The following is a 25,003-nucleotide window of genomic DNA, read 5'->3' on the forward strand; positions in this document are numbered from 1 at the left end:
TGTTCTCGTCGGCACAGCTGATCAGATCTGCTCGGTCGTGCCCGGGAGCGGGGGCAGGGAGACGTGCGCGCTGACGATCCGCCAGGCGCCGTCCAGCCGAACCCACACCTGCGTCTGGCGACCCACCTGCGCGGCCCCCGCCTCGGCGTACTCCGTGACCGCGACCCCGGTGTCCGGACCGAAGGTGGTGATCCGCGTGCGGAGGAGCTCACGGGCCGCGGCGGGCGGCCGGTTGCGCCGGTACTCGGCGATCGCCTCCCAGCCGTACAGCTCCTCCAGGACGCCGAACCGGACGGTGGCGGGGTCCGCCCAGAACAGCGCGTTCAGCGTCTCGACGTCGTTGGCCATCAGCGCCCGCTCGTAGGCCTCGAAGGCCTCGGTGACCTCCCGGACGACGTCGGGACGGTCCACCTCGCCGGCGTTCACGCCGGCCCGGCCAGGGTCGAGCCGGCGGCCTCCAGCGCCCGGGCGACCCGGAACAGCGCCGCCTCCTCGTGCGGCCGGGCGACCAGCTGCACGCCCACCGGCAGGTGGCCGGGCCCGGGGACCGGGACGGTCAGTGCCGGCATCCCGAGGAACGCCCACGGCTGGGTCAGCAGGCCGAGGCTCATGCCGATCGACAGCTGCTCGTCCCGCACGCGCATGAGCCGCTCACCGATCCGCGGGGCGGTGCACGGCGTGGTGGCCGTGACGAGCACGTCGACGCCGGCGAAGACCTCGCGGACCATGTCCCGGTAGTGCCGGCGAAAGCGCTGGGCGGCCAGGTAGTCCGCGGCCGGGACCAGCGCACCGGCGATCAGCGCGGGACGCACCCCCGGGTCGTAGTCGCGGGCCCGGGTCCGCAGCCCGGGGAGGTGGCGCTGCCCCGCCTCGGCGGAGGTCAGCACGGACGACGCCGCGCAGGCCTGGCCGGACCCGGGGACGTCGACCACCCGGTGCACGTCCAGCGGGCGCACGGCCGCCTCCACGGCGGCCAGCACGTCTCCTCCGGCGACCTCGAGGAAGTGGCCGCCGGCCAGCGCCAGCCGCAGCCCGTCCACGCCGGTGTCGAGCTGTGGCAGGCACGCCTCGGCAGGCACGGCCGAGGACACCGGGTCGGCGTCGTCCGGGCCGGCCAGCGCGTCGTAGGCCGCCGCCAGGTCACGCGACGTCGCCGCCATCGGCCCGACGTGGTCGAGGCTGGTCACGAACAGCGTGGTGCCGGCGCGCGAGACCTTTCCGAACGTCGGCTTGAGCCCGAACACCCCGCACAGCGAGGCGGGGACCCGGATCGAGCCGTTGGTGTCCGAGCCCAGCGCGAGCGGCACGAGGCCGGCGGCCACCACCGCCGCGGAGCCGCCCGACGAGCCCCCCGCCAGCCGGTCGGTGTCCCGGGGGTTGCGCGTGGTGCCCGAGTGGGCGTTCTCGGTGGTGAATCCGTGCGCGTACTCGTCCATGTTGGTGGCGGCGACCACCACCGCACCCCGGTCGCGCAGCCGGCGCACCGCCGTCGCGTCGGCCGGTGCCGGGCCGCGGTCGGGCTCGATGACCGACCCGGCACGGGTGCGGTGGCCGCGGACGTCGAACAGGTTCTTGACCGCGAAGGGGACCCCCGCCAGCGGACCGGGGTCCCGCCCGTCCCGGACCAGGGCGTCGACGCGCTCGGCGTCCTCCAGCGCCCGGTCCTGGTGCACGTCGGTCACGGCCGTCAGCACCGGGTCGTGCTCCTCGATCAGCTGCACGGTCCGCCGGACGACGTCCGCGGCCCGCAGCTCGCCGGAGCGGACGGCCTCGGCGGTGTCCACCGCCGACCGTGCCGGCCCCGCCCAGAGCGCCGTCACGGGACGAACACCGCCGCCGGCTCGGGCCCGGGGTCGCCGAGGCCGGCCGCGAACGCCCGCAGGACCCCGAGGTGAGCGGCGACGGCGTCGAGGTCCTCCTCGGCGACGGTCAGTCCGAGGGACGCGGCCGCGGCGCGGACCGCGGACCGCGCCTCCTGCCCGGCGGTCTGGGGGGACGGGGAGTCCACGGGGGCACCTCTCATCGGGACGGCTGGTAGGGGACGCCGTCCGCGGCCGGCGGGACGGCCCGCCCGATGGCGCCGGCGAGCACCACGATGGTCACGACGTAGGGCAGCGCCTGCAGGAACTGGCTGGGCACGGGGAACCCGCTGACCTCGACCCCGAGCAGCTGGATGCGGCTGCCGAGCGCGGAGGAGAAGCCGAACAGCAGCGCGCCGCCGAAGGCCGGCCACGGGCGCCACTTGCCGAAGATCAGGGCGGCGAGGGCGATGAAGCCGGTCCCGTTGGTCATCAGGTCCTCGAAGGACCCCACGGTCTCCAGGGTGAACCACGCGCCGGCCAGGCCGGCGATGAGTCCGCCCAGGACCACCGACTGGTAGCGGGTCCGCACGACGCTCACGCCGAGCGTCTCCGCGGCGTGCGGCTTCTCCCCCACCGCGCGCACCCGGAGCCCCCAGGGGGTGGAGAACAGGACGACCTTGGTGACCACGACGACGACGAACATGGTGATGAAGATCGGCTTGCCGACGAAGAGGGTCTGGCCGACCACCGGGATGGAGGAGAGCACCGGGATCTCGACCGCTGACAGCGTGACGCCCGTGCCGACGCCCAGCGGGAGCAGCACCTGGCGGCGCAGGAAGCTGGTGATGCCGATCGCCAGGAGGTTGATCGCGACCCCGCTGATGATCTGGTCGGTCCGGTAGGTCACGCAGAGCACCGCGTGCAGCAGCCCCAGCAGCCCGCCGACGGCGACCGACACCAGGACCGACACGTACAGCCAGGGCCCGCCGCCGGCCCCGGCGGCCAGCGCGTAGAAGGTGAACCCGATGCCGGCGGAGGCCAGCATCATGCCCTCGATGCCGATGTTGACCACCCCGGCCCGCTCGCACCACAGGCCGGCGAGCGCACCGAGGGCGATCGGCGTGGACAGCCGGAGCGCCTCGGTGAGCAGCGGCAGCAGGTTGGTCTGGCCGGCGTTGCCCAGCGCCACGCTCAGGATGAGCACCAGCGGCACGGCGAGGACGGCGGCACCGATCAGCGCGACGGTGGCGTAGCGCCCCGTCCACCGGTGGGCCAGTGCCACCGCGCCGACGACGAGGTAGAGCAGCGCGATGGCCAGGACGGCGTTCGGCGGGTCGAGCGGGAGCCGCGGCGCGAGGTCACCGAGCCCGAACACCAGCGTGACGTCCTCGGCGGGCACGTTGCCCGAGATCCATACGAGGGAGCCGCCGAGCAGGAGGAAGAACAGGCCCAGGCTCTGCAGCCGCACCGAGGACCGCGTCGGCACGACCGGGGCGGGAGCCGGCTCCTCCGGCGGCTGCTGCTGCGGTCGCCGGGCGTCCACCGTGGTCATCTAGCCTCCCCAGCCGCGGGTGAAGGTGGCCGGCTGCCCCGCGTCGACACCGCGGGGCGCGCGGATCCGGAACAGGCTGCGCACGATCGCGTCCGCGGCGACGAACAGGATGATCAGTGCCTGGACGATGCGGACCAGGTTCACCGACAGGTCCGCCTCGACCTGCATGAGCGGCGCGCCGGAGAGCAGGGCGCCCCACAGCAGCGCCGCCGGGACGACGGCCAGCGGGTTGCCGCGGGCCAGCAGCGCGATGGCGATCGAGTCGAAGCCGATGTTGGTGAAGGCCCCGGGCGTCAGGTAGCCCGAGCTGCCGCCGCTGACCTCGGCGGCCCCGGCGATCCCGGCGAGCGCGCCGGACGCCGCCATGACCACGATGATCGTGCGCTGGACCGGCATGCCGGCGTAGAGCGCGGCCTCCTTGCTGGCACCCACGGTGCGGATCTCGAAGCCGGGCGTCGTCCGCTGCAGGACCAGGTACGTGGCGACGCACAGCGCCAGTGCCAGCAGGATGCCGAGGTGCAGCCCGGTGCCCTCCACCAGCGCCGGGAGCCGCGCGGAGTCGGCGATCTGGCGGGTGTGCGGCGTGGACGCCGCCTCGTCGATGAGCAGGACCGGCTCGCGCGAGGTGATCAGGTACTGCGCGAGCGCCGCCGCGATGGAGTTGAGCATGATCGTGGTGATCACCTCGTGCGCACCGGTCTTGGCCTTGAGCACGCCGGGGATCGCACCCCACACCAGTCCGCCGAGCAGGCCGGCCAGCAGGACGAACGGGACGGCCAGCACTCCCGGCAGTCCGGCCAGCCAGCTCCACGTGCCCACCCAGGCGGCGGTCAGCGCGCCGAGGAGGAGCTGCCCCTCGGCGCCGATGTTGAACAGCCCGGCCTTGAACCCCAGCGCGACCGCCAGCGCCCCGATCATGAACGGGGTGGCCCGCCCGATCGTCGCCGCGATCCGGTCGGGGCTGCCGACCGCCCCCTCGAGGAGCGCGCCGTAGGCGGTCAGGGGGTCCGCCCCGGCGCCGAGGATGAACAGCGTCCCGACGAGGCTGGCGACGAGGACGGCGTAGAGCGGCACGGTCACCGGGGCGAGCCGGAAGTAGCCCTCCAGCAGCCGGCGGCCCAGCGGCTGGTCCGACCGGGTCACGAGGGGGTCCCTCCCGCCATGAGCAGGCCGACCGTCTCGCGGTCGGCGTCGGCGCGGTCCATCACCGCGGCGAGCCGTCCGCGGTAGAGCACGCCCACCCGGTCGGACAGCGCGAGCACCTCGTCGAGCTCGGCCGAGACCAGCAGGACGGCGACTCCCGCGTCCCGCCGGTCGACGATCTGGCGGTGGATGAACTCGATGGAGCCGACGTCCAGACCCCGGGTGGGCTGGGCGACGAGCAGCAGCCGGATGTCCCCGGACAGCTCCCGGGCCATGACGATCTTCTGCTGGTTGCCGCCGGAGAGCGTGCCGGCGGGGACGTCGGCCGAGGGGGTGCGGATGTCGAACTCCCGGACCAGCCGCTGGGCGTGCTGCCGCATGACGTTCCTGCTGAGCACCCAGCGCCGGGAGAACTGGCGGCGGTGGTAGCGGTTGAGCACCAGGTTGTCGGTGATCGAGTAGGTGCCGACCAGGCCGTGCTTGCCGCGGTCCTCGGGTACGTGCCCGACACCCAGGTTCTCCACGTCGCGCGGCGGTCGGCCGGTGGTCTCGGTGCCGCAGATCCGGACCGTCCCCGCCTCGACGGCGCGCATGCCCGCCAGTGCCTCCACGAGCTCCCGCTGGCCGTTGCCCTCGACCCCGGCGATGCCCAGGACCTCCCCCGCGCGCACCACGAGGTCCAGCCCCTGGACCGTCAGGTGCCCCCGGTCGTCGGCCACCTGCAGGCCGGCCACCTCCAGCACGGGTCCGCCGGGTCGGGCGGGGTCCTTGTGCACCTCGAACCCGACGTCCCGGCCGACCATCTCGCGGGCGAGCCCCTGCTCGGTGGCCCCGGCCGCGGCGGAGGTCGACACCACCCGCCCGGCCCGCATGATCACCACGGTGTCGGCGACGGCCAGCACCTCGCGCAGTTTGTGCGTGATGAAGACGACCGACTTGCCCGAGTCGACGAGGCTGCGGACGACGTCGAAGAAGTCGACGACCTCCTGCGGGGTGAGCACGGCGGTCGGCTCGTCGAGGATCAGGATCTCGGCGTCCCGGTAGAGGGCCTTCACCAACTCGACGCGCTGCTGGGCGCCGACGGACAGCTCGCCCACCACCGCGTCGGGGTCCACGTCGAGCCCGTAGCGCTCCGACAGCCGCCGCACCTCGCGCCGCGCGCCGTCCATGTCCAGGAACGGCCCCCGACGTCCCTCCTTCCCCAGGACGACGTTCTCCGCGACCGTCATCACCGGGACGAGCTGGAAGTGCTGGTGCACCATGCCGATGCCGTGGCGGATGGCGTCGGCCGACGAGCGGAAGGACACCTGCTCGCCGCGCACGGTCAGCCGGCCCTCGTCGGGCTGGTAGAGCCCGTAGACGACGTTCATCAGCGTGCTCTTGCCGGCGCCGTTCTCACCGAGCAGGCAGAGGATCTCCCCCTCGTGCAGCGTGAGGTCGACGTCGGCGTTGGCGGTGACCCCGGGGAACCGCTTGGTGATCCCCTCCAGGCGCAGCACGGCGCTGCGTCGCAGCACGTCGTCCGGCCGGCCCGTCTCGTTCGTGTCGGTGATCAAGCGGTGACCGTTCCTCGGGAGGTGCGGGCGGGGCACGGGGGCGCGGGACACGACGACCCGCGCCCCCGTGCGCCGGCGGGCTACTTGGGCTGACCCGTGATGGGGTCGACGCCGGTGTCGATGCTGCCGTCGGCCAGCCCCTGCCGGACCTCCTCGAGCTGCTGGAGGACCTCCTCCGGGACGTCCGCGTCATGGGACGGGGCGTAGGTGATCCCGTCGTTCTCCGCGGTCAGCTGGAAGGGACCGCCCGCGAACTCGCCGCGGATCGCCTCGGCGATCTGGGTGAAGACGCCCAGGTCGACCCGCTTGACCGCCGACGAGGCGATCCGGTCGGCCCCCTGGGCGGAGCCCCCGCCGAAGATGGTGGCGTACTGGTCCTGGTCCACGCCGATCGCCCACGCCCCGGCCTCGGCCGCGGCGCGCACCCCTCCCGAGCCGGTGATGCCACCGGCGCCGAAGACCACGTCGGCGCCCTCGCCGAGCATCTGCTGGGCGTCCGACGCGCCCTTCGCCGGGTCGTCGAAGGACGAGTTGTAGACCCGCAGCACCTCGACGTCGGGGTTGACCGACTTGGCGCCCGCCTCGTAGCCGTTCACGTAGCGGACCACCGGCGGGACGTCCTCACGGCCGGCGACCACGCCGATGACGTTGGACTCGGTCAGCAGGCCGGCCAGCGCGCCGGCGAGGTACCCGCCCTGGTCCTCGCGGAACAGGATCCCCACGTAGTTGTCCGGGTAGGACTCCTGGAACTGGTCGATCCCGACCCACTTGGTCTCCGGGTGGTCCTGCGCGAACGTCAGGGTCGCGTCGGCCAGGAGGAAACCGGTGGTGACGACCACGTCGGGCTCGCTGCTGAGGATCGTCGTGAGGTTGTTGTTGTAGTCGGCCTGGTTCGCCGTCTCGATGAAGTCGGTCTGGATGCCGAAGCACTCCTCCGCGGCCTTCAGCCCCTCGTAGGCGAACTGGTTGAAGCTGCCGTCGTTGACCGTCCCGACGTCGGTCACCAGCCCGGCGGTGAAGCCCTCGGGTGCCTCGACGTCGGAGAAGTCGCTCTCGCAGAGCTCCTCGAGGGTGACGGCGGCGGTCTGCCCGCCGTCCCCGGAGGGCGCCGGCGCCGCGGAGCTGCTGCTCCCCGCGCCGGACTCCGCCGGCTCGGCGGCCGGCTCCGCCGCGTCGTTGCCGCACGCGGCGGCCAGCATGGCCAGGCTCAGCCCAACCGCCACGCCCCAACGGGACGGGATCCGGGTACCAGTCGATCTCACGACGAGGGTCCTCTCTCCGGCAGGTCGCAGGACGCCCTTCGGCCCCCGCCCGAGCGGAGGTGCAACCCGCGATTGACCCGGCGCAGTTAACATGACAACCTGTCGACCTGACAAGACCCGGAGGCGCGGTGCGGTCGAGGATCCTGGGCGAGCTCAGCTGGGTCGACGTCCAGCGGACCGCCGACACGATGCCCCTGGCCGTGCTGCCCATCGGCGCGGTCGAGCAGCACGGGCCGCACCTGCCCCTCCTCGTCGACAGCATCGTCGTGGAGGCCATCGCCACCGAGGTGTCCGCGCGCACGGGCGTGGCCGTGGCCCCGACGCTGACCTACTCCTCCTCGCAGGGCCACAGCAGCCTCTTCCCCGGGACGCTGGCGCTCTCGCCGCGCACCACCGAGCGCGCGCTGCACGAGATCGGCCGGTGGCTGGCCAGTGCCGGGTTCACCCGGCTGCTGCTGCTCAACGGGCACCTCGGCAACACCGGCGTGCTCTGGAACGCCGTCGACGACCTGATCGCCGCCCTCGGCCCGGACGTGAGCGTCGCCGGGTACAGCTGGTGGGACGTCGAGCCCGATCTGTGGACCCTGGTCACCGACGACGTTCCGGACAGCCGGGGCGAGTTCCACGCCAACCGGGCCGAGACCGCCCTCGTGCTGCACCTCCGGCCCGACCTCGTCCGGATGGACCGGGCCGTCGACCAGCCGGAGTCCCGGTGGGCCTTCGCCTACGACATGAGCCGCAAGTCCCCGTCCGGCGCCATCGGCCGGTCGATCACCGAGGCCACCCCCGAGCTCGGCCGGCAGCTCTTCGAGCGGGCGGTCGAGGCAGTCGGCGCGCTCGTGCAGCGCATGCTCGCCGAGGCCCCGCCGCCGGCGCCGGGTCCCGACGTCGCCGCGTGGCGGGCGGCCGCCGCGCGCCGCTTCACCGCCGACGGGGAGCACTGACCGATGGAGGCCCGTTACGCGCTGGTCCCCGGCGACCCGTCGCGGGTGCACCGGCTGCTCGAGCACCTGGACGACGCCCGGGTCGTCGACCGGCCGTCGTCCCTGACCGAGGGCACCGGCACGGTCGCCGGCGAGCCGGTCGTCGTCCTGGCCACCGGCATGGGCGGGCCGAGCGTGGTGCAGTCCGTCCGGCACCTGGCGGACCGCGGCGTCGACACCTTCATCCGGGTCGGTGGCGCCGGTCCCGTCCGCGACGGCGTGGTCGCCGGGGACCTCGTCGTCGCGTCGGCCGCCGTCCGGCACGAGGGCGCCTCCCGGTCGTTCCTCCCGCCCTCCTTCCCCGCGGTGGCGGACCCCGGGGTGACCGAGGCGCTGCTCGCGGCTGCCCTGGAGCGGCGGCCCTCGACGCTGTGCGGGGTGGTGCACACGAAGGACTCGTTCTTCGGCGAGGTGGACCCCGGCAGCAGCCCGGTGGAGGGCGAGCTGCGCGCGGCGTGGCTGGCCTGGCAGCGGCTCGGCGTGCTGGCGAGCGAGATGGAGGCCTCGGTGCTGTTCTGCCTCGCCGCCCAGCAGGGACTCCGGGCCGGCGCCGTCCTCAAGGTGAACGCCATCGGGAACCACGCCGGCGAGGCCTGGCGGGACGACGGGGACCTCTGCCGGGTCGCGGTGGACGGCCTGGCCCGGCTGATCGGCAGCGACCGTGGCTGAGCTCTACCACCTCGGGGTGGACGTCGCGGCGGTCCCGCCCCGGGTGCTCCTGGTCGGCCCCGACGTCGTCCTGGACGGCTCCCTGGCCCGGTGGGGCGCCGTCCCGGCCGCCGGCCGCCGCGAGTACACCTCCTCCCTGGTCGACCGGTCCGGGCACCGGGTCCTCGTCGTGCAGGTCGGGGTGGGCGCCCCGCCGCTGGCCATCGCCGTGGAGGAGCTCGCCCGGGCCGGCGCCCGCGAGGCCGTCCTGGTGGGGACGGCGGACGGCCTCCCCTCCCCCGGCGCGGTGCTCGTGCCGACCGGTGCCGTCCGGGAGGACGGCACCACCGGCCAGTACGCACCGCGGGCCTACCCCGCCGTCCCGGACACCCTGCTGCGGGCGGGTCTCGCCGGTCGGCTGGGGAACCGGGTGGTGGCCGGCCTGGTCCGGTCGGTGGACGTGCCGGACCCCGCCGGGGAGCACCCGCTCGTGCTCGCCACCGACCTGCTCTGCGCGGCCCTCTTCGTCGTGGCCGCGGCCCGGCAGGTGCGGGCCGCCGCGGCGCTCGTCGACGCCGGCGTCGACCCGGGGACCAGCGCCGCGGTCACCGACGCCGCCCTCGAGACCCTCACCGACGACCGCTCCTCCGACGATCGGGGAACACGCACATGACCGACCCCGCCGCAGCTCCGGACGTGAAGGGCTCGACCGGCCGGCAGTACCACCTGAAGGTCGCGCCCGGCGAGGTCGGCAGCGTGGCCCTGATGCCCGGGGACCCGTTCCGGGTGCAGCTGATCGCCGACCGGCTCGAGGACGCCACGGAGGTCGCGCACGCCCGTGAGTACCGGACGGTCGTCGGCCGCTACAAGGGCATGGCGGTCACCGCCACGTCGACCGGCATCGGCTGCCCCTCGGCCGCGATCGCCGTGGAGGAGCTGGCCCGGTGCGGGGTGCACACCTTCATCCGGGTGGGCAGCACGGCGGCGCTGCAGGCGCACGTCGCCGTCGGCGACCTGGTGGTCAACACCGGCACGTACCGCAACGACGGGACGTCGCTGGCCTACGCGCCGCTCGGCTATCCCGCGGTGCCCGACACCGAGCTGACCATGTCGCTGATGACCGTCGCCCGGGAGCACGCCGCCGCGACCGGGGCGTCGGTGCACGTCGGGGTCAACGTGTCCGACGACGCCTTCTACGCGGAGGGACCGGAGTGGATGCAGCGGATGACCTCGCTCGGCCTGCTCAACGTGGAAATGGAGAGCTCGGCGATCTTCACCGTCGCCCGGCTGCGGGGGCTGCGGGCGGGGATGGTCTGCGGGGTCTCGGGCAACCTGGTGACCGGTGACGCGCCCTACGGCGGGGAGCACAACGCCCGGCTGGCGCGCGGGTGGGAGCAGAGCATCGACATCGCGCTGGAGGCGGCGCTGCGGCTGACACCCGGGACCCCGGGGTGATCGGCCTCCGGATGAACCTGCACACCCACCTGGAGGGGTGGGTGCGGCCGGCGACGGCGCGGGAGCTCGCCGAGGCGCAGGGGGTCCCCGCGCCGCTGCAGGGCTGGGAGGCGGCGCTGACGATGCCGGCGGCGGGCAGCCTGACCGACTACCTGGCGCACGTCGCCGCCGGCTATCCCGTGCTCGGCGCCGCCGACGCCCTGGCCCGGGTGACCCGCGAGGCGGTCGAGGACGCTGCCGCGGACGGCACCGCGTTCCTCGAGCTGCGCGCGGGCCCGACGACGCACGTGCGACCCGGGCTGCCGCTGGACGCGGTGGTCGGCGCGATGTGCAGCGGGCTGGCGGAGGGGGTGCGGACGACGGGCATGCCGGCCGTGCTGGTGCTGGCGGTGCTGCGGGAGTTCGACGAGGAGGCGGCGCTGGAGGTGGTCGAGTCGGCGGTCCGGCACCAGGACGCCGGGGTGGTGGCCGTGGACCTCGCCGGGGACGAGGCGCGGTACCCGGACCTGACGCCGTTCCGGGCAGCGTTCGCCCGGGCACGGTCGGCCGGCCTGGGGGTGACGGCGCACGCCGCCGAGGCGGCGGACGCCTCGGCGGCCCGGCAGGCGCACGAGCTCCTCGGGGTGCAGCGGATCGGCCACGGCAGCCGGGTGGTGCTGGACCGGGACGAGCTGGCCTGGGCGGTCGCCAACGACGTCTGCTTCGAGGTCTGTCCGACGTCCAACGTGCTCACCGGTGCGGTGACCGGGTTGGACGCCCACCCGCTGAAGCCGATGCTGGCTGCGGGTGCCCGGGTGGTGCTGGGCGACGACGACCCGGTGACGACCGGCGCGCCGCTGTCGCACGAGCGCCGGCTGGTCAGCGAGGACATGGGACTGGACCGGAGCCAGTTGATGGCCATGAGCGCCGCGGCGCTGGACGTCGCCTTCTGCAGCGACGACGTCCGCCGCTCACTACGGGACGCCGACGCCGCCTGACGGAGGATGCGGCTACCGCGGGTGCACGGCGTAGGTCAGGTGCGTCACCCGCGACGACGCCTCCGAGCGGACCGGCTCCAGGGCCACGCGGCCCGCGTCGACGCCCTCGAACAGCCGGATGCCGGAGCCGAAGAGCACGGGTGAGACCGCGATCGAGAACTCGTCGACCAGGCCGGCGTTAAGGTGCTCGAGGATCGTCGCGCCGCCGCCCGCGATGCGGACGTCACGGTCGCCGGCGGCCTCGCGGGCCCGGTCCAGCGCGGGCCGGATGCCGTCGTTGACGAAGTGGAACGTGGTCCCGCCCGGCCGCTCCCAGGGGTCGCGCTGCTCGTGCGTCACGACGAAGACCGGCGTGTGGAACGGTGCGTCCTCCGGCCACATCTGCTCGCCGGCGTCGAACATGCGCTTGCCCATCACGCTCGCGCCGGTGCGCTCGAACGTCTCCCGCACGATGTCGTTGTCGCGCCCTTCCTCCCCACCCCGGCCGAGCCCCAGGTTCTCGCGGAAGAACCGCTGCCGGAAGACCCACTGCTGCAGTTCCATCCACTGCCGCCCCATCAACTCCCCGAGGGACCCGGGCGCGATGAACCCGTCCAGCGACATCGACACGCTGAAGAACACCTTCCCGGCCATCAGCCCTCAGCTCCCTTCTGGAGCGACCCGGTGACGTAGGCGGCCAGGTTGCCCAGCGTCTGCTGACCGCCCTCGATCGCGTGGTACCTCTCGACCGCCTCGTCGCGCAGCTCCTCGGTGGGGAAGACCGTGCGCATCTCGATCCGGGTGGCCGCCCCGTCGGGCGTGAACGTGATGGTCGACTCGAAGGCGTTCGGGTCGCCGCGGAACTCACCGTGCAGCAGCGCGATCCGCTCCGGCGGGACGATCTCGGTCCAGGTGATCCACTCCGGGTAGTCGGTCCCGTCGGGTCCGTGCATGAGGAAGTCCCACACCCCGCCGACGCGGAACTCGAAGGACCGCGTGGTGGTGGTGAACCCCTCCGGCCCCCACCACCGCGACAGGTGCCGGACCTCGGTGAACGCCTCGAACACCAGCTCCGGTGGGGCGTCGATGACCCGGGAGATCACGATCTCGCGGTCAGCTGCGGCGGACTGCGCCGGCGCTGCTCGTCCCGTCTCGCTCATGTCTGCTCCTCCTGCCGTGCCTGCTCGAGGTCCTGCACGTACGCGTCGAGCCGGTCGAAGCTCTCGTTCCAGAACCGCTCGAACCCACCGGTCCACTCGTGGACGGGTCGCAACCCGCGGGCGTCCAGGCCGTAGAGGCGCTGCTTGCCCGCCTTGCGGTCCCGCACCAGCCCGACCTCCCGGAGCACCCGCAGGTGCTTGGACGCCCCCGGCTGGCTCATCCCCAGCTGGAGGGCCAGGTCGGTCACCGGCCGCTCCCCCGCTCGCAGCAGCGCGAGGATGTCCCGGCGCTGCGGCTCGGCGATCGCGTTGAAGACGTCCGACGTCGTCGCTGCCCGTGCCATGTCGCCATCGTATTCCCATAACGGCATGCGAACAAGCCCGCCTGCTCTCCTCGCGGTCGGGGAGGACGCACGTCCACGCCAGTGCCACGGGAACGTGTGGGCCGACCGGGAAGGGAGACGGCTCAGGCCGTCGGGACGCCCGACCGGTCGGACGTGGTCCGGCCTCGGGATCGGCACTGGCCGCTCCAGCCCGCATGCGCTGGTGGACCGGGGCCCTGCACCGCCGTCATCGCCCCAGCGCTGGACCGGTTCACCGGGACGAGGCGCGTCGCTAGCGTGACGACGTGCTGGTGGACGGGCCGGAGAACTCGCCCTGCTCGGACGACTGCTCGACCCCGCGCGGAGCTGCGCCGGCCGGGCATCAGGCGGCTCGTCACGGCCCCACCCGCGCGCGTCGGATCCTGGTCCCTGCATCAAGGGAACAGCCCCCGCTCGAGGAGGACGACCATGGTCGGTCCGGTGGACCTCCACGAGGGAACGCTCGCTGACGGCCTCCCCTGCCTCAGCTGGGGCTCCGGCCCGCCCCTGGTGGTCCTGCGCGGCTTCATGACCGTGCACGCCAATCCGACGGGCCTGCAGCGCCTGGCCGAGACGCGGCTGCTCGCGCCCCTGGCGCGGCACTTCCGCGTGCACGCGGTCGGACGCGCCCCTCGTCTCCTCCCCGGCACGACGATGCAGGACATCGCCGGCCAGCACGCACACGCACTCGACGCCGAGTTCGGCCGTCCGGTCGACGTGCTCGGCGTCTCCTCGGGAGGATCTGTGGCGTTGCAGCTCGCCGCCGACCACCCGAGTGCAGTCCGTCGGCTGGTCCTGGTCAGCGCCGGCTGTCGACTCGGCCCAGCGGCTCGTCGAGCCCAGCTGCAGTACGTCGACGCAGTCGCAGCCGGCCGGCGTGGCGCCCACCACCTCGCCCCGCTGAAGGTGGCCTCCCCCCTCGGAGCCCTGCTGCTCACTCCCGTGATGTGGGTCCTGGATCCACTGACCCGACCCGGCGACCCCACGGACATGGTCATCTTCGCCCGAGCCGAGGACGCCTTCGACATCACCGGACGGCTCGGCGACATCACCGCTCCGACACTGGTCATCGCCGGCGAGCGCGACACCGTCTACACACCCGAGATCTTCCGGCGGACCGCCGAGGGCGTCCGCGACGGACGACTGCTGGTCTACCCCGGTACCGGACACGGCGGCACCATGACCAGCCGTCGTTTCCCCTCCGACGTCACGGACTTCCTCCTCACCGGTTGACGAGCTCGACCGCCGGCGCGTCAGCAGCAAGAGCCGCTGCCTCGTGGTCGCAAAGGTCTCGACTCCACCCGCGGGCCGCCGAGTCGCCGGCAGGAGGCGGCTCGGCTGCGCGAGTGGATGCCGATCGATCCTCGCGCGTGGTCCTGGAGCTGCTCAGGCGGAGCCGGTCGTCAGGGGCGGTTGATCGGGCGCGACTCCGCACCGGCCGGCCGTCACACCCGCCCCTCGCTCCTGGCCTTGATCCCCTGGGCCTCGGCGGTCAGGTAGCGATCGGTGAGACGGCGGTAGAACCGTCCCATCACCACGCCCACGGGCCCGGCCTGCTCCACCGCCAACGTCACGCGTGTGCCGCCGGCGCTGAGTCTCTCCAGTACGTGCCGAGCCGTGGTGCGGACGCCCGGACCGGTGGCCACCCAGGTGAACGAGCGGCCCGGCTCGAGCTCGGTCACCGCATACACGGTCGCCGGGATCCGGGGTTGCTCCACCCGGACCCGGGACCCGACGGCGAGCGGCCCGTCGTCGAGGCGTCGCACCGAGATCACCGTCGACGCCCACTCCGGCCACCGCTCGACCTCGCGAAGCACGTCCCAGACCTGCTCGACCGGGGCATCGACGTCGACCTTGGCGCTCTGCTCCACCGCGCCATCCTGCTCCTCATCGCCGTCGACGAAGCCTCACGACAGGGAGACACCCTCATCCCGCGCGTCGGCCGGCATCGTCTCGACCGGCAGCGGCCCCGAGCACCTCGACCAGCGCTATCGGCCTGCTTCGACAACGGCTACTCCCCGCCACTGTGCCGCGCCAGCACCGGATCTGTCCTGCGCGCTCACCGTCCCGTGCAGCGCGGGAAACCTCCCGCCAACGGTGCGGCGGAGCATCCACCGCGTCTGCGGCGGCGGGCTGATCTACGAGGAGACCGAGTACCACGACTGGACCAGGCCGCTGCAGAGGGCGGGCGTTCGATACGTGCACCTGCACGACGGCCGGCACACCGCGGCCACCCTGCTGCTCTTCGAGAACGTGCACTCGAGGGTCGTCATGGAGCTGCTCACTCACAGCCAGCCACGTGATACCGACCCTGGCGCGGGAGGCCGCCGACCGGATGGACGCCCTGCCGCTCCCAGCTGAGGGTGGGCAGACTGCAACCAGAGACGACTCAGGCCGTCCTCCCAGCGGGAGAACGGCCTGATTAACGGGGTGGAGCTGAGGGGACTCGAACCCCTGACCCCCACACTGCCAGTGTGGTGCGCTACCAGCTGCGCCACAGCCCCTTGCCGGCCCGGTCTGGTGTGTCCGAGCCGTCAGGAACGATACATGGCGGAGCACCGCCCCCTGCGGGGGGCTCCCGCTCAGCGAGTCGTCCACCCCGGGAGCCGAACACCATGCGCCGAGTCCTCTGCGCCACTCTCGTCGCGTCGGCGCTGAGCGCCTCCTGCACGTCACCCGGGGCCGAGCCGCCCCCCGCTGCCGAGCCCGGCCGGACCGCGCCCTGGCCCTTCGACCTGCAGGCCCACCGCGGCGGTGCCGCGCTGACCGTGGAGAACACCATCGCCGCCTTCGGACGCGCGCTCGACCTCGGCGTCAGCACCCTGGAGCTCGACGTCCAGATCACCGAGGACGGCCACGCCGTCGTGGCCCACGACCGCGACCTCAGCCCGCGCACCTGCACCGACACTGCCCCGGCCACCCCCGGCGACCCCGAGTGGCCCTACGTCCCGAGCACCCGGTACGTCGTCGACCTCACCCTCGCCCAGCTGCGCACCCTCGACTGCGGCAGCACGGCGTCACCGGACTCCCCCGACCAGCAGACCAGCCCCGGCGCCCAGCTGCCGCTGCTGAGCGAGGTCCTCGACCTCGTCGTCCAGCGGGGCGCCGACGACGTCGGCCTGAACGTCGAGCTCAAGGTGCAGGCCGACTCCCCCGAGCAGACCGCACCGCGCGACCTGTTCGTCGACGTCGTGACCCGCGACGTCCGGGACGCCGGCCTGCTCGACCGGGTCACCGTCCAGTCCTTCGACTGGGGCGCCCTCATGCAGGTCCAGGAGGTGGCGCCCGAACTCCCGGTCGTCGCCCTCACCAACGGGCCGACCTACCTGCAGCCCGGGCTCCCCGGGGCCTCCCCGTGGCTCGGCGGCATCGACGTCGACGACTTCGACGGCGATCCGGTGGCTGCCGCCGACTCCTTCGGCGCCGACGTCCTCTCCCCGGTGCACGGCTTCCCGCCCGACGGCGCGGTGACCGACCCCGGCTACGAGCCCTTCACCACGGCCGAGCTCGTCCGGTCCGCGCACGCCGTGGGCATGGAGGTCGTCCCCTGGACGGTGGACGACGCCGGGACCATGCAGGCGCTGATCGACCTGGGCGTGGACGGCCTGATCACCAACCGCCCCGACCTGCTGCGGGACGTGCTCGCCGACAACGGGTTCCCGCTCCCGGCCGCCCACCCGGCCGGCTGACGGGACGCAGTTCAGGCGGACGGCGGCGGGGCCATCTGCGCCACCCGGATCGAGGTGCCGAACGGGTCACGGAACCCGAAGTCGATGCCGTAGGGCTGCACGGTCGGCTCCTCCGGCAGGTCCACGCCGCGCTCCTTGAGCTCGGCGTGCGTCTTGTGCGCGTCGTCGGTCTGGAAGAACAGGCTGCCGGCCACGGCACCCTTGGTGACCAGCTCCCGCACCTGGGCGGCGGTCTCCTCGCTCATCGACGGAGGCCCCGGCTTCTCGAGGAGCACGGCGCGGTTCGGGTCACCGGGCAGGACGACGGTGAGCCAGCGCATCGGTCCGAACTGCATGTCGCTCTGCACCTGGAAGCCGAGCTTGCCGACGTAGAAGTCGAGGGCCTGGTCCTGGTCGAGGACGTACACGGTGGAGATGGTGAGTGCGTTCAACATGCTGGCAACGCTAGGGACCACGCCCGTCCCGGTGCTTCTCCGGAACTGCTCCGTTGGTCGCCGGCCGCAGCCAGGCCATCGCGAAGCAGCTGGGCACCGGCGCGAGCGGCCCACGGCGGCGGTGCACGGACGGCGGCTCGCCCACGATCTCGGCGAACACCCGGCTGAAGGTGCCCAGGCTGGAGAAGCCCACGGCCATGCAGACGTCGGTGACGGTCCGGTCGGTGTTCCGCAGCAGGACCATCGCCCGCTCCACCCGGCGCCGCTGCAGGTAGCGGTTGGGCGTCTCGCCGAAGGTGTCGCGGAACGTGCGGATGAAGTGCGCCTCGGACACGTGCGCCACCCGGGCCAGCGCCGCGACGTCGAGCGGTTGGGCGTAGTCGCGGTCCATCACGGCACGGGCGCGCAGCATCCGCCGGTTGGAGTCCTCGCTGCTCCGGCTCACCGCGCGATCCCAGTGGCCGGACCGGGGGATCGTCAAGGAGCTCAGACGTCGACGCCGAGGTCCTCCAGCCAGGCGACCGGGTTGACCCGCTTGCCGTCCAGGCCGCCGGAGTGGACCTCGAAGTGCAGGTGCGGGCCGGTGGACTGCCCCCGGTTGCCCAGCAGCGCGATGGTGTCGCCGGCGCTGACCACGTCACCCGCGTCGACCAGGATCTTCTCCATGTGGCCGTAGACGGTGACGTCACCGCTCTCGTGCAGGATGTAGACGGCCTGGCCGTAGCCGCTGGCCGAGCCGGCCCGCAGCACCACGCCGTCGGCGGCCGCGTACTCCTCGGTCATCATCGGGGCGGCCAGGTCGATGCCCCAGTGCATGCTCCCCCAGCGCTGACCGAACGGAGAGGTCAGCCGGGCGCCGTTCACGGGCATCACCGCATCCGGCCGGGCGGCCTCCGCGGCGGCGATGGCGGCGGCCTCCGCGGCAGCCGCCGCCTCGGCCCGGGCCGCGCGGGTGGCGGCCACCTCGGCCAGCCGGGCCTTGGCCTCGACCTCGGTGATGGCGACCATCGGGGCGAGCTCGGGGTCGATGACCTCCCCGGCGTCCGAGCCGATCAGGTCGGCGACCGACGCCGACTCGTCCGCCGTCGCCACGGGCGCACCCTGGACGCCCATCAGGCCGGCGGCGACGCCGCCGACGACGAGCGCGGCGAGCAGCGCGGCCGGTCGCCCGCGAAGGGAGGTGCGGCGAGGCGGCGAAGGGACGACGACCCGGTGCTCGCGCGTCGACCCGGCGTGCCTCGACCCCATGGACCTGCCTCTCGGGAGGACCCGGTCACCACCTGCGGAACCGGATCGGTTGCCCCCACCCAAACACGGTGTGACCGCCCTGTGACCCCCTGCTCGGCGTGTTCGGAATGACACGCCTGTAATTTCTTCGCGACGCAGGGTTGCGACCCGCGCCGCCAGGGAAACGGCACCCTCCCTCCGGGAGGCGCCCAGGGGCTGCCGGCGTGGCCCGGGCGCCCGGAGTCCTGGCGCCCCCGGGCTCACTCCGCGGCGACGAGCGCCAGGTCGGCGGCGATGTCCCGGCCGGAGTTGCCTGCGTCGAACGCGACGTCCGCCTCGCCGTCCGTGCCGTAGAGGAGAAGCAGCGCCGAGTGCGCCTCGCCGCCGTCCTCGGCCAGCGGCACCCCGGCCGCCAGCTGCGCCTGGTCGATCTGCTCCTGGTCGCCGGTCAGCCCGACGAAAGCGGTCGGCAGGTCGGCGTCGAACCGGTCGAGGTACTCCTCGAGCACCTCGGGGGTGTCACGGGCCGGGTCGGTGGTGACGAACACCACGGTGGTGCTGCCGGCGACCGCCGGGTCGACGTCGCGCAGGGCGAGGGCGACGTCGGCCATCGTGCTCGGGCAGATGTCCGGGCAGTTGGTGTAGCCGAAGAACAGCAGCGTCGGTCCCTGGGCGGTGCGCGCCGCGAAGTCGTAGGGCGCCCCGGTCGAGTCGGTGAGGGTGAACGACGGCTTCTGGTAGGGGTCGTGCAGGTAGAGCCCCTGGTACGGGCTGGCAGCGGCCGACACCGTGGCCGGCGGCTCGCCGCCGCCGTGGTCGTGACCCTCGGCACCGGCGTCGCCGCCGCAGCCGGCCAGCAGGAGCGCGCCGGTGAGGGCGAGCGCGGCAGGCCCGCGACGGATCGTCCGGCCGGGCGCGCGGTGGAGCGGAGTCACCCCGCCACGGTACGTCGGCGGGCCGCCAGGCCGAGGGCGAGGCCGGTCAGCCCGGCCAGCAGGCCGAGGGCCCCGAGCACCAGCGCGGCCACCGCGAGCCCGTTCCCACCGTCCTCGGCGGCAGCGGCGGTGCCGGCCGCCGGGTCGGTCGGAGCGGCCGCCACCGGGTCGGCCGGGGCGCCGTGCCCGTCCGCGGCGCCGGCACCCCCGGTCAGGGACAGCACCGGCGCCGGGCGCTGCGGCTCCGGCTGGCCCGCGACGGTCGGCTCGATCCACGCGGCCTCCGAGCCGTCGCTGTAGACCTGGACGGCGTTGAAGGTCAGCGACTCGACCTCGGGGAACGGACCGCCGGACAGCGCGAACTCCTGGAACTGCCCCGGCGCGATCCCGCCGCCGGCATCGGCGCGGAACTCCACCACCGACACGGCCTCGGTGACCTGCTCGCCGCCCGCCTCGACCGGCGGGTCGAGCCGGGTGGAGGTCAGGGTGACCGTCCAGCCGGGCACCGGCTGCGCGCGCACCGACGTCAGCGGCGCGTCGGTCGGCAGCTGGATCCGCAGGGCCACGGTGCTGGCGGCGTCGCTCTCGTTGGGCACCCGGAAGGTGACCTTGCCGTAGCCACCCGGCGCCGCGTCGGCGGAGGAGACGGTGACGTGCGCCGAGGCGACCCCGCCGCCGAGGACCACCAGGACGGCGGTGAGCAGGGCGACGGCGAGGGCGCGCGGCCGGGACGGGTGCGGGGACACAGATCTCCTTGGTCGGGGTGGGAACCGGTCAGCGGACCGGGAAGACGGTGCTGGCGGTGGTGGCGGTGAACTCGTCGAGCCGGACGGTGACGGTGAGCGTCCAGGTGCCGGCGGTGGGCAGCGTCGTCCCCTCGCCGGCGTAGTGGCCGGGCCCGGCGGCGGCCAGCTCGACGTCCAGCGGGCCGATCTGCTGCTGCCGCTCGGCGAGGCTGACCCGCACCTCGCGCGGCTGGGTCAGCTGCCCCGCCTCGTCGTACAGGTAGAGGTGCAGGGTGGTCGGCCCGGGACTGGCCGGGGTGAGCGAGACCATCACCGAGCCGTTCCCCGCGCCCCCGCCGGCGGCCTGCAGCGGCAGGGTGACCTCCACCGGCGCGGCGACGGCCGCGCGGGCCGGCGGCGTGCCGACCAGGACGGCGGAGAGCGCCAGCACGACCAGCGCCCCGGCGACCTCCAGCAGCACCGACCGGCGCAGCGAGCGCACCTCCGCGGAACCGGGGTCCGGTCCCGGTTCGGGGAGGCCGTCCGCCGGGGACGCCGCACCGCCAGGCGGAGCGGCGAACGCCTGCGCCACCACCCGCCGGCGCGACAGCGGTCCTCCCGGCCGCCCGCCCATCCGCTGCTGCACCCAGTCCCGGCTGACCGCGGCCACCGCGAGGACGGCGAGCACCGCGATCAGCTTGGCCACCAGCAGCCAGCCGTAGCCGGTGCTGACCAGCGCGGCGGGCGTGCCGACCTCCCGGACCGACTGCAGCACCCCGCTGAGCACCAGGGCGGTCACCAGACCGGCGGCCAGCCGGGACCAGGCCGGCAGCACCGACCGCAGTTCCGCGCCCGGGACGCCCGGGACCAGGGCCGCCGCGGCCAGGGCGGCCAGCCCGCCCAGCCAGCAGGCCATCGCCGCGACGTGCACGGAGGTGACGGCCACGGCCAGGCCGGGGAGCGGGCCGGCGACCGGGTGGCCGACCGCGGCCACGGTGACGACCAGGCCGAGGGCCAGCACCCCGGCGAGCCCGAGCAGCGGCGTGCCGGGCGGGCGGCCCCTCCGCCAGCCGGCGAGCAGGACGGCTGCCAGCCCGACGGCCAGGCCGGCCCGCAGCAGCAGCGTGACGCCGTACGCCGACCCGGTGGTCGCCGCGAGCAGGGCGGGATCGGTCAGCGCGCCCAGTCCGGCGCCCGCGGCGTAGGGCCCCTGCAGCGCCAGACCGAGCAGCGCCGCGACCGCCACCGCCCCGAGCCCCGCGGCGGTCAGCCGGCGCAGCAGCGGCACGCCCCAGCCGCCCCCCGCGGTGGAGGGGGTGTCCCCGCGGTCGACGGCGCGGTCACCCCCGACACCGCGAGGACGCGCCCAGCAGGTGACCAGCAGCACCGGCACGCCCAGCCCCAGGGACAGCCCCAGGTACCCCAGCCACCGGGTGACCGGCAGCACGGCGGCGACCACCGGGTCGGCCGAGGCGCCTTCCCCCGCGGCGGGGGCGGCGGGGAGCTCGCCGTCGCCCACCACGAAGGACCAGGCGCCGGCGATCGGGTGCGAGTCCGCCGACACCACCCGGTAGGTGGCCACGTAGCCCGCGTCGGGCAGGCCGCTCCGCAGCGGCACGGTGACGACGCCGTCCCGGACCGTCGGCGTCCCGGTGTCCACCCGCCGGCCCTCGCCGTCCAGCACCCGGGCGTAGCCGGCGCCCAGCGAGACGTCCTCGTCGAACTCGACGACCACCTCGGCCGGGACGGCGGTCAGCCGGTCCCCCTGGGCGGGCGTGGTGGAGACGACGGTGGCGTGTGCCAGCGCCGGCCGCGCGGTCAGCACGTCGAACAGCAGCGCCCCGCCGAGCACGGCGACCAGCACGACTCCGGCGGACAGCAGTCGCCGGGCCGCCGCGGCTCCGGATCGCCCGGCCACGGATCGCCATCGCCTGCGCACGGTGGAGTAGTCGCCGGTCCGCCCCCGGTGGTTCCCGTGACGTACGTGACGTCCCGATGGGGGGAGGTGTCCCCGCGGTGGACGGCAGGTGGCCACAGGGCGACCTATGCTCCCCGACGGCCACCCCGCCGCCAGGCGCGGTGGACCTCCGCCTCTCACCCACCGGAGCACAGCGTGCGATTCAGGATCACGCCCAAGGACTCGAGCTTCTACGACATGTTCACCGTCTCGGCGGCCAACCTGGTGACGGCGATGGACGTCCTCGGCGAGTTCGTGCACGAGCACACCCGCCGGGAGGAGCTCGGCCGGCGACTGCGCGACCTCGAGCACACCGGGGACCAGGCGACGCACGCCATCTTCCGGCAGGTGAACTCCAGCTTCGTCACGCCGTTCGACCGCGAGGACATCTACAAGCTGGCCAGCGACCTCGACGACGTCATGGACTGCGTCGAGGCCGCCGCCGACCTCGTCGTCCTCACCAAGCTGGGCACGCTGCCGGCCGAGATGGGGCAGCAGGTGGCGTTGCTGCAGCGCTGTGCCCAGGTCACCGCCGAGGCGATGCCCCGGCTGCGGTCGATGAAGGACCTCTCCGACTACTGGATCGAGGTCAACCGGCTGGAGAACGAGGCGGACAAGCTCTACCGCCGGCTGCTGTCCCGGCTCTACTCCGGGGAGTTCGACGCGCTGGAGATCCTCAAGCTCAAGGAGGTGGCCGACCAGCTCGAGGAGGCCGCCGACGCCTTCGAGCACGTGGCCAACGTGGTCGAGACCATCGCCGTCAAGGAGTCCTGAGCCCACCATGGACGGGCTCTTCGTCGCCCTCGTCGTGATCGTGGTCGTCGCCCTGGTGTTCGACTACACCAACGGCTTCCACGACGCCGCCAACTCGATCGCCGTCGCCGTCTCCACCAAGGCGCTCACCCCGCGGACCGCGCTGGCGCTGGCCGCGGTGATGAACCTGGTCGGGGCGCTCATCTCGACCAGCGTGGCCAAGACGGTCGGCGCCGGCATCATCGACGCACCCACCGGCAGCGAGGGTCTGCAGCTGGTGTTCGCCGCGTTGATCGGGGCCATCACCTGGAACATGATCACCTGGTACTACGGGCTGCCGTCCTCGTCGTCGCACGCGCTGATCGGCGGCCTCGTCGGCGCCGCGCTGGCCGCCGCCCACTCGGTGCAGTGGATGGGCATCCTGGACAAGGTCGTCATCCCGATGATCCTGTCGCCGCTGGTCGGCTTCGGCCTGGGCTACCTGGTCATGCTCGCGCTGCTGTGGTCCTTCCGGAGGGCCAACGCGCACAAGGCCGAGCGCGGCTTCCGCTACGCCCAGATCGTCAGCTCCGCGACCATGGCCCTGGGCCACGGGATGCAGGACGCGCAGAAGACGATGGGCATCATCACGCTGGCGCTGGTCACCGCCGGGGAGATCGACACCTTCGACGTCCCGTTCTGGGTGATCCTGGCCGCCGCCCTGGCGATCGCTGCCGGCACCTACGCCGGCGGCTTCCGGATCATCCGGACGATGGGCCGGCGGATCATCCAGCTCACGCCCACCGGCGGCTTCGCCGCCCAGACCGTGGCCTCCGGGGTCATGGTCACCACGGCCACCGTCTTCGCCGTGCCGGTCTCGACCACGCACATCACGACCACGTCGATCATGGGCGTCGGGGCCACCCGGCGGCTGTCCGCGGTGCGCTGGGGGGTGGCGGGCAACATCGTCATCGCCTGGATCGTGACCCTGCCGGCCGCTGCCGCCGTCGCCGCCGTGGCGTTCTTCATCACCAACGCCGTCATCGGCTGACCCACCTCGGCGTCGGCCGGCCGACGCCGAGGTGCGGACGTGCGACTCGCCGACCACGTTCGGCTCAAGTCCACCAACATGGTAGACATATCGCCATGCGGACGACGGCGATGCCCGGCGAGCTCCTCGTGGGCCGCCTGCACATCGACCTCCTCCGCGTCTGCACCGCCCGTTGTCCGGGTTGCTGACCCTCTCGCGCCGCTAGGCGCGCCTCCCTGTCAGCACTGCACGGCAGCGCCGTTCGCGCGCGCCTGCACTTCTCCCCCGGAGCACCTCTGTGAAGACCCTCGTCCTGCTTGCCCTCGTCGGCCTGGGCGCCCAACTGGTCGACGGCAGCCTGGGCATGGCCTACGGCGTCACGTCGACCACCCTCCTGCTCGCGCTGGGCACCAACCCCGCCGCCGCGTCGGCCTCGGTGCACCTCGCCGAGATCGGCACCACGCTGATGTCCGGCGTCGCCCACTGGAAGTTCGGCAACGTCGACTGGAAGGTCGTCGCCAGGATCGGCCTCCCCGGAGCCGTGGGCGCCTTCGTCGGGGCCACCGTGCTGTCCAGCCTCTCCACCGAGGTGGCCGCTCCGGTCATGTCGCTGATCCTGCTCACCCTGGGCGTCTACCTGCTCGTCCGGTTCACCCTCCGCGGGGTCGACCGGCGCAACATCGGCAAGCCGATGCGCAAGCGCTTCCTCGGCCCGCTCGGCCTGGTCGCCGGCTTCGTCGACGCGACCGGCGGCGGCGGCTGGGGCCCGGTCGGCACGCCCGCCATCCTGGCCAGCGGCCGGATGGAGCCGCGCAAGGTGATCGGCTCGATCGACACCTCGGAGTTCCTCGTCGCCCTGGCCGCCAGCGTGGGCTTCCTGCTGGCCCTGGGCTCGCAGGGCATCGACTTCGTCTGGGTCGCCGGGCTGCTGGTCGGCGGCATGGTCGCCGCCCCCGTCGCCGCGTGGCTGGTGCGCCACGTGCCCCCGCGGATGCTGGGGTCGCTGGTCGGCGGCGCGATCATCCTGACCAACACCCGCACCCTGCTGCGCAGCGACTGGATCGACGCCGCGGACCCGGTCCGGTACGCCGCCTACGCCGTCCTGTACGCCGTCTGGGCCGCCGCGGTCGCGCACTCCTTCCGCGAGCACCGCAAGGACCGGGTGCAGGAGGCGGCCGACGCCCGCGCCGCCGAGGCGGGCCGGATCGTCGCCGGCCACGTGGTCGAGGACGCCGAGCCGGTGGCCAACCGGGTCGCGCCGCGGGCCGCGGAGCTCGACCCGGTCCCCGGCGGTCGCCCGCAGGACCCCCGGGACTGAGGAAGGACCCCCTCCTCCCCGCCCCTCGCAGGCTCGGGGCGGTGCCCTGGAGGGGGCCGCTCCACGGTGCACGCGGA

Annotated in this window: 27 protein-coding genes and 1 tRNA gene; 10 read left to right on the forward strand and 18 right to left on the reverse strand. The window is 73.9% G+C overall.

Going from position 1 to position 25,003, the window contains the following annotated elements; all coding sequences use genetic code 11:
- Window positions 1-21: 21 nt before the first annotated feature.
- From hpxZ to ACWIX6_RS18135, 7 genes are all read right to left on the reverse strand, one after another.
- Window positions 22-426 (reverse strand): oxalurate catabolism protein HpxZ, encoded by a 405-nt coding sequence (gene hpxZ / locus ACWIX6_RS18105; protein ID WP_448613823.1) that lies wholly within the window; start codon window positions 424-426, stop codon window positions 22-24.
- The gene (locus ACWIX6_RS18110; RefSeq protein WP_448613824.1) at window positions 423-1,820 is read right to left on the reverse strand and encodes an AtzE family amidohydrolase; all 1,398 of its coding nucleotides are present in this window, start codon (window positions 1,818-1,820) and stop codon (window positions 423-425) included. Before ACWIX6_RS18110 ends, hpxZ begins: the two co-directional genes overlap by 4 nt.
- Window positions 1,817-2,008, reverse strand: coding sequence for a hypothetical protein (locus ACWIX6_RS18115; RefSeq protein ID WP_448613825.1), 192 nt, complete (start codon window positions 2,006-2,008; stop codon window positions 1,817-1,819). The genes ACWIX6_RS18110 and ACWIX6_RS18115 overlap by 4 nt, the downstream gene beginning before the upstream one ends.
- Window positions 2,009-2,019: 11 nt before the next feature.
- Window positions 2,020-3,354, reverse strand: a complete 1,335-nt coding sequence (locus tag ACWIX6_RS18120) for an ABC transporter permease (protein WP_448613826.1) — start codon at window positions 3,352-3,354, stop codon at window positions 2,020-2,022.
- Window positions 3,355-4,497: an ABC transporter permease gene (locus ACWIX6_RS18125; protein WP_448613827.1), complete on the reverse strand. Its 1,143-nt coding sequence runs from the start codon at window positions 4,495-4,497 to the stop codon at window positions 3,355-3,357.
- Window positions 4,494-6,053, reverse strand: a complete 1,560-nt coding sequence (locus ACWIX6_RS18130; RefSeq protein WP_448613828.1) for an ABC transporter ATP-binding protein — start codon at window positions 6,051-6,053, stop codon at window positions 4,494-4,496. Before ACWIX6_RS18130 ends, ACWIX6_RS18125 begins: the two co-directional genes overlap by 4 nt.
- An 80-nt stretch (window positions 6,054-6,133) precedes the next feature.
- Window positions 6,134-7,276, reverse strand: a complete 1,143-nt coding sequence (locus tag ACWIX6_RS18135; protein WP_448613829.1) for a BMP family lipoprotein — start codon at window positions 7,274-7,276, stop codon at window positions 6,134-6,136.
- Between the two features lie 167 nt (window positions 7,277-7,443).
- Here ACWIX6_RS18135 and ACWIX6_RS18140 point away from each other — a divergent pair, with 167 nt between their 5' ends.
- From ACWIX6_RS18140 to add, 5 genes are read left to right on the forward strand one after another with little or no spacing between them, the layout of a single operon-like run.
- Window positions 7,444-8,259 (forward strand): creatininase family protein, encoded by an 816-nt coding sequence (locus tag ACWIX6_RS18140; protein ID WP_448613830.1) that lies wholly within the window; start codon window positions 7,444-7,446, stop codon window positions 8,257-8,259.
- Between the two features lie 3 nt (window positions 8,260-8,262).
- On the forward strand, window positions 8,263-8,967 hold the full coding sequence (locus ACWIX6_RS18145) for a nucleoside phosphorylase (RefSeq protein ID WP_448613831.1): 705 nt from the start codon (window positions 8,263-8,265) through the stop codon (window positions 8,965-8,967).
- Window positions 8,960-9,619: a phosphorylase family protein gene (locus ACWIX6_RS18150; RefSeq protein ID WP_448613832.1), complete on the forward strand. Its 660-nt coding sequence runs from the start codon at window positions 8,960-8,962 to the stop codon at window positions 9,617-9,619. The genes ACWIX6_RS18145 and ACWIX6_RS18150 overlap by 8 nt, the downstream gene beginning before the upstream one ends.
- A complete protein-coding gene (locus ACWIX6_RS18155; protein ID WP_448613833.1) occupies window positions 9,616-10,401 on the forward strand; it encodes a nucleoside phosphorylase in 786 nt (261 codons plus the stop codon). The genes ACWIX6_RS18150 and ACWIX6_RS18155 overlap by 4 nt, the downstream gene beginning before the upstream one ends.
- Window positions 10,398-11,378, forward strand: a complete 981-nt coding sequence (gene add / locus ACWIX6_RS18160; RefSeq protein ID WP_448613834.1) for an adenosine deaminase — start codon at window positions 10,398-10,400, stop codon at window positions 11,376-11,378. The genes ACWIX6_RS18155 and add overlap by 4 nt, the downstream gene beginning before the upstream one ends.
- Window positions 11,379-11,390: 12 nt before the next feature.
- Here the strand turns inward: add and ACWIX6_RS18165 are convergent, their stop codons facing one another.
- Genes ACWIX6_RS18165 through ACWIX6_RS18175 form a run of 3 tightly spaced genes read right to left on the reverse strand, consistent with a single transcriptional unit; the run spans window position 11,391 to window position 12,861 of the window.
- Window positions 11,391-12,011, reverse strand: coding sequence for a dihydrofolate reductase family protein (locus ACWIX6_RS18165; protein WP_448613835.1), 621 nt, complete (start codon window positions 12,009-12,011; stop codon window positions 11,391-11,393).
- The gene (locus ACWIX6_RS18170; protein ID WP_448613836.1) at window positions 12,011-12,517 is read right to left on the reverse strand and encodes an SRPBCC family protein; all 507 of its coding nucleotides are present in this window, start codon (window positions 12,515-12,517) and stop codon (window positions 12,011-12,013) included. Before ACWIX6_RS18170 ends, ACWIX6_RS18165 begins: the two co-directional genes overlap by 1 nt.
- Window positions 12,514-12,861 carry an ArsR/SmtB family transcription factor gene (locus tag ACWIX6_RS18175; RefSeq protein ID WP_448613837.1) on the reverse strand — a complete coding sequence of 116 codons (348 nt, stop codon included), beginning with the start codon at window positions 12,859-12,861 and terminating at the stop codon, window positions 12,514-12,516. The genes ACWIX6_RS18170 and ACWIX6_RS18175 overlap by 4 nt, the downstream gene beginning before the upstream one ends.
- Before the next feature lie 447 nt (window positions 12,862-13,308).
- Here ACWIX6_RS18175 and ACWIX6_RS18180 point away from each other — a divergent pair, with 447 nt between their 5' ends.
- On the forward strand, window positions 13,309-14,112 hold the full coding sequence (locus tag ACWIX6_RS18180) for an alpha/beta fold hydrolase (RefSeq protein WP_448613838.1): 804 nt from the start codon (window positions 13,309-13,311) through the stop codon (window positions 14,110-14,112).
- A 212-nt stretch (window positions 14,113-14,324) separates the two neighbouring features.
- Here the strand turns inward: ACWIX6_RS18180 and ACWIX6_RS18185 are convergent, their stop codons facing one another.
- Both ACWIX6_RS18185 and ACWIX6_RS18190 read right to left on the reverse strand, forming a co-directional pair.
- Entirely contained in the window at window positions 14,325-14,750 is a 426-nt protein-coding gene (locus ACWIX6_RS18185; RefSeq protein WP_448613839.1) for an SRPBCC family protein, read from the reverse strand.
- A gap of 560 nt (window positions 14,751-15,310) precedes the next feature.
- A tRNA-Ala gene (locus tag ACWIX6_RS18190) sits at window positions 15,311-15,383 on the reverse strand.
- A gap of 111 nt (window positions 15,384-15,494) precedes the next feature.
- Here ACWIX6_RS18190 and ACWIX6_RS18195 point away from each other — a divergent pair.
- Window positions 15,495-16,568 carry a glycerophosphodiester phosphodiesterase family protein gene (locus tag ACWIX6_RS18195; RefSeq protein ID WP_448613840.1) on the forward strand — a complete coding sequence of 358 codons (1,074 nt, stop codon included), beginning with the start codon at window positions 15,495-15,497 and terminating at the stop codon, window positions 16,566-16,568.
- 11 nt (window positions 16,569-16,579) lie between these two features.
- On the opposite strand, the gene ACWIX6_RS18200 is transcribed toward ACWIX6_RS18195, so the two are convergent.
- From ACWIX6_RS18200 to ACWIX6_RS18225, 6 genes are all read right to left on the reverse strand, one after another.
- Entirely contained in the window at window positions 16,580-17,002 is a 423-nt protein-coding gene (locus ACWIX6_RS18200) for a VOC family protein (protein ID WP_448613841.1), read from the reverse strand.
- Window positions 17,003-17,012: 10 nt separating this feature from the next.
- A complete protein-coding gene (locus ACWIX6_RS18205; protein ID WP_448613842.1) occupies window positions 17,013-17,447 on the reverse strand; it encodes a helix-turn-helix domain-containing protein in 435 nt (144 codons plus the stop codon).
- 41 nt (window positions 17,448-17,488) lie between these two features.
- The gene (locus tag ACWIX6_RS18210; RefSeq protein ID WP_448613843.1) at window positions 17,489-18,250 is read right to left on the reverse strand and encodes a M23 family metallopeptidase; all 762 of its coding nucleotides are present in this window, start codon (window positions 18,248-18,250) and stop codon (window positions 17,489-17,491) included.
- Window positions 18,251-18,489: 239 nt separating this feature from the next.
- The gene (locus ACWIX6_RS18215) at window positions 18,490-19,164 is read right to left on the reverse strand and encodes an SCO family protein (protein WP_448613844.1); all 675 of its coding nucleotides are present in this window, start codon (window positions 19,162-19,164) and stop codon (window positions 18,490-18,492) included.
- Entirely contained in the window at window positions 19,161-19,910 is a 750-nt protein-coding gene (locus tag ACWIX6_RS18220; RefSeq protein ID WP_448613845.1) for a YcnI family copper-binding membrane protein, read from the reverse strand. The genes ACWIX6_RS18215 and ACWIX6_RS18220 overlap by 4 nt, the downstream gene beginning before the upstream one ends.
- 28 nt (window positions 19,911-19,938) lie before the next feature.
- Complete coding sequence (locus ACWIX6_RS18225; RefSeq protein WP_448613846.1) at window positions 19,939-21,807, reverse strand: copper resistance CopC/CopD family protein; 1,869 nt, start codon at window positions 21,805-21,807, stop codon at window positions 19,939-19,941.
- A 195-nt stretch (window positions 21,808-22,002) separates the two neighbouring features.
- Between ACWIX6_RS18225 and ACWIX6_RS18230 the strand changes: the two genes are divergently transcribed.
- From ACWIX6_RS18230 to ACWIX6_RS18240, 3 genes are all read left to right on the forward strand, one after another.
- Window positions 22,003-22,620 carry a DUF47 domain-containing protein gene (locus tag ACWIX6_RS18230; RefSeq protein ID WP_448613847.1) on the forward strand — a complete coding sequence of 206 codons (618 nt, stop codon included), beginning with the start codon at window positions 22,003-22,005 and terminating at the stop codon, window positions 22,618-22,620.
- A 7-nt stretch (window positions 22,621-22,627) separates the two neighbouring features.
- Window positions 22,628-23,629 (forward strand): anion permease, encoded by a 1,002-nt coding sequence (locus ACWIX6_RS18235; protein WP_448613848.1) that lies wholly within the window; start codon window positions 22,628-22,630, stop codon window positions 23,627-23,629.
- 277 nt (window positions 23,630-23,906) lie between these two features.
- On the forward strand, window positions 23,907-24,926 hold the full coding sequence (locus ACWIX6_RS18240) for a sulfite exporter TauE/SafE family protein (RefSeq protein WP_448613849.1): 1,020 nt from the start codon (window positions 23,907-23,909) through the stop codon (window positions 24,924-24,926).
- The last annotated feature ends 77 nt before the right edge of the window (window positions 24,927-25,003 follow it).

Source organism: Modestobacter sp. URMC 112, from assembly GCF_053502575.1.